Annotated in this window: 4 protein-coding genes; all 4 read right to left on the bottom strand. The window is 67.8% G+C overall.

The features are described from left to right. Positions 1 to 79: 79 nt before the first annotated feature. Positions 80 to 538, bottom strand: coding sequence for a DUF3376 domain-containing protein (locus NW75_RS28450; protein ID WP_443024508.1), 459 nt, complete (start codon positions 536 to 538; stop codon positions 80 to 82). A 153-nt stretch (positions 539 to 691) separates the two neighbouring features. Then, entirely contained in the window at positions 692 to 2,374 is a 1,683-nt protein-coding gene (locus NW75_RS20735; RefSeq protein WP_443024507.1) for a patatin-like protein, read from the bottom strand. Beyond that, complete coding sequence (locus tag NW75_RS20730) at positions 2,374 to 3,066, bottom strand: endonuclease/exonuclease/phosphatase family protein (RefSeq protein WP_033967310.1); 693 nt, start codon at positions 3,064 to 3,066, stop codon at positions 2,374 to 2,376. Before NW75_RS20730 ends, NW75_RS20735 begins: the two co-directional genes overlap by 1 nt. A gap of 133 nt (positions 3,067 to 3,199) precedes the next feature. Continuing rightward, on the bottom strand, positions 3,200 to 3,632 hold a 433-nt coding region (locus NW75_RS20725; RefSeq protein ID WP_033967309.1), incomplete at its 5' end, for a TolC family protein.

Genomic DNA, 3,632 nt, shown 5'->3' with positions numbered 1-3,632 from the left:
AGTGGCGGGGGGTACGCCCGAATTACAGGCCAACCCACCCCCAACCCCTCCCTTCCAGGGAGGGGAGAAAGAAGTGCCGTTACCCGATTTCGCGGCGCAGCGTTTCGAACAGGCCGGGGACGGCGGTCAGTTTGGGCTCCTCCTCGTCGAGGATGGCGAGGAACAGCGCGCGCTTGATCGCGGCGGTGCGGCCGGGCTTGAGCGTGCGGGCGGGGTCGAGCGCGGACAGCACGATGTCGATCAGGCGTTCCGCACCGTGCAGCCGCCCCCACAGATAATCATTCTCGCGATACGCGCGGCTGAAGAATGCGCCAAAACTGTTGAGTTGGATGCCCTTCAGCGTCGCCTCCGCACCACCGCTGCGAATGCCGGTGGCATCGTCCGGGCAAATGCGATCGACCTTGATCGGGTCGAACTCGTCGAGGCCTTCGCCTTGCAGCAGCGGCAGCGTGGCGACGTCGAAATAGGGGAAGCCAAGATAGCTCAGCAGGATCGGCCGCTTGATCTCGCGGCCGAGCCCGGAAAAAAGCTGCGGCAAGGCGTTCCTCGGTGCGCAGGTCGAGCGCGGTCAGGTCCATCGCCGCGCCGAGCTTGTCGAGCAACGGCCCGGCATTGCCGCGCAGCAGCCGCACGTCCTTGCCCAAGGCGAGATAGCGTTCGGTGCGCTTGCACTCGAGATAGTCGGCCAGGCTCATATAGATCGCCTCGCGGATCGGATCGAGCTCGGCGTCGGGTTGGTCGCCTTCGAGATCGGTGATGCGTCGCGCGAGCAGGCGCAGCCGACGCAGGCGAAAACCAAGATCGAAGGTGCGCAGGAAGCCGATCGTGGTCGCGCTCGCCCCGCCCGAAAAGCTCGGCTGCATGTCGTCGAAACCGCGTGCGCTGACCGCATCGGCAATGTGGCGACGAATGCCGCGCCAGCGCTGCGGGCCGGGCTCGCCGCCCGCGTGATGCAGCAGATCGGTAATCGTCTCGACCACGCCGTTGATCTTGAGGTGGCCATAAGCGGCATAACCATAGCCTGCGCTTTTGGCCGCCGCAGTTTGCGCGCGCTGCCGCCATGCCGCGAGCCGCGCGGCGTCGGCGAATCGAGGAACAGCGTGTAGCCGAACAGCGCCTCGACCTGCTTTTCCACCTCGGGCCGGATCGCCGAGATGATTGCGCGCATCCGCTCGATCCTCCCTGAGCGTTCGGCGATTTCCTCGAGATTGTCGCGAATCGGCTGTTGGCGCGGCAGCTCCGAAATCGCGCCGATGATCGTCTGGAAAAAGCCGGGGGCACCCGCCTTGGTCGCGCCGAAGCCGAAACCGCCGCGTGGATGGGGATCGATATAGACGAAGCGCCGGTCCACCTGCCGCCGCGCCGGACGCTCGCGCAGTGCCTCGATCGCCGGGCGAAACGGCGCGTTGTTGAGCACGGAGCCATCGATCAGCACCGCATTATCGGCGGCATTGGCGGCGGCCTGGCGCGGCAGAATGCGGGTGAGGAAGGTGGCGCGGTTGATCCACGGCACCTTGCGCGCCTCCAGCACGCGGTCGAGTTCGCCGACCATGAAGGGTGGGAACGCCCCCGGAAAGCTGGAAGTGGCGCGCGCGGCGAAGGCGAGTTCGGCCGGGTGCGCCAGCGTTTCGGAGGCCATGCCGTGGTCGGTGAAGGGCACGACCACGCGGTGCTCGGTCTCGACCACCTCGGGCGGCGAGTTGAGCCGCAACCGTTCGGGATGGCCGCGAAAATCGGTGACGGTGACGAACAGGTCGAGCGGCTGGCCATCGGGCAGCAGCCGCGGTTCGCGCGGTGCGGCGGCCATCGCGTCGAGCGCATCGAGGATCAGCCCGGTGAAGCGTTCTCCGCCGAACGGTGGCTCGAACCAGCGCGAGCGCACGAAATGCGACAGTTTCGCGCGGACTTCGTCGCGGGCGGCGGGCTCGACCGTGGCGTCGATGCCATCGACGCTGCGCCGTGCCGCCATCCAGGCCAGCGGCAGCGCCCAGATCTTGGTCATCGGGTGGGCGGGGGCCTGCTTTTCATCGACCAGCGCCTCGATATCGGCGGAATCGAGCCACAAATCGGTCAGCGGCTCCAGGCTCTGCCCGGCGCTGATCGCCTGTGCCAGGAACACGCCGTTGATGCCGCCCGCGCTGGCCCCGGCGATGATGTCGACCAGCACGCGCAGCCTTAGCCCGGTCTCGGCCTCGATTTCCTCCAGCAGCCTGCGATACACCCCCTCGCTGCCGCCGACGGGCGCGGTTCCGGCGTGGAAACCGTGACTGGCGCGCGCCAGCCGCCAGATCTCCTTGGTGATGCCGTGCATGTACACCGCCAGGCTGATCCCGCCATAGCAGACGAGCGCGAGGCGGAGTTCCTTTTCGCGCATTACAATGGCTCCAGCATCGCCCAGATCGGCAAATGGTCCGACGCGCGCCGCGCCAGCGCGCTGTCATGCACGCCGCAGCCAAGCACGCGAAAGCCGCGTGTCATGATCCGGTCGAGCCGCCCGACCGGGCGGCGCGCGTGGAAGCTCGGGCCGGTCGGTACGCTCGGATAGTCGCGTCCGAAATCGTGCAGGCAGCCGCCGCGCGCGGTCCATTCGTTGAGGTCGCCCATCAGCACCGTCGGCAGCGGGGCGGGGCAGGCGTCGATGTGGGCGAGGATCGCGCGCGCCTGCCGCCTGCGCCACAGGCCTGACAGATCGAGGTGCATCCCGAGCACGCGGATCGTGCCGGTGTCGATCGCAACATCCGCACGGATCGCGCCGCGCGGTTCGAGCGCGGGCAAATGCAGCGACGTGGCCGCGCGCACTGCGCTCCCTTTGCGCACTAGCATCGCATTGCCGTGCCATCCCATGCTGGCCCCGTCATGCCCGAAGGAGACGGCGTGCCACGGCGAATGGTCCTCGATCAGCGCGTGCGGGATGACTTGCGCTTTGGTGCCGAAGCGACGGTCGGCCTCTTGCAGCGCGATCACGTCGCCATCGATCTCGCGCAGGACATCCAGGATGCGGCGCGGATCGCGGCGGCGATCCAGCCCGATGCCCTTGTGCATGTTGTAGCTGACGACCTTGATCATCGCACACTCGCGCCGGATCGAGCGGCCACACGCGACCGCCGCCTGCAGCGACAGGTCGCGGTGACAAAACCGGGGTCGTTAGCAACGATCACCGACCCCGGTTAGGGATTTCGCGCGCATTGGGAAAGGGGGACTAGCTGACCCGTGCCTGCCAGCCGCCGCCCAGTGCACGAAACAGGTCGATTTGCGCATCGGCGATGCGTGCGTCGGCGGCGGCCACATCGGCATCGGCATCGGCAAAGGTGCGTTCGGCGTCGAGCACTTCGAGGAAGTCGATCGTCCCTTCGCGTTGGCGGGCGCGGGTGATGCGGGCGGCGGTCTCGGCATTGTCGCGCGCCGATTGCAGTTGCGCGCGCCGGTCGAGCTCGCGGGCATAAGTCGACAGCGCGGTTTCGGTTTCCTCAAGCGCAGTGAGCACGCTGCCATCGAAGCTCGCGAGCGCGCCGCGCGTGTCGGCCTGCGCACCTGCGATCTTGGCGCGGGCGGCGGATTGGTTGAGCGACCAGTTGAGCAAGGGGCCGACCAGCCAGCGCACCGGACCGCCGGTGACACAGCGCCCGTCAACA

Source organism: Sphingomonas sp. Ant H11, from assembly GCF_000797515.1.
GTDB lineage: Bacteria > Pseudomonadota > Alphaproteobacteria > Sphingomonadales > Sphingomonadaceae > Sphingomonas.
Note: the sequence above shows the minus strand (reverse complement) of the source record. Positions and strands in the feature narration are given on the sequence as shown.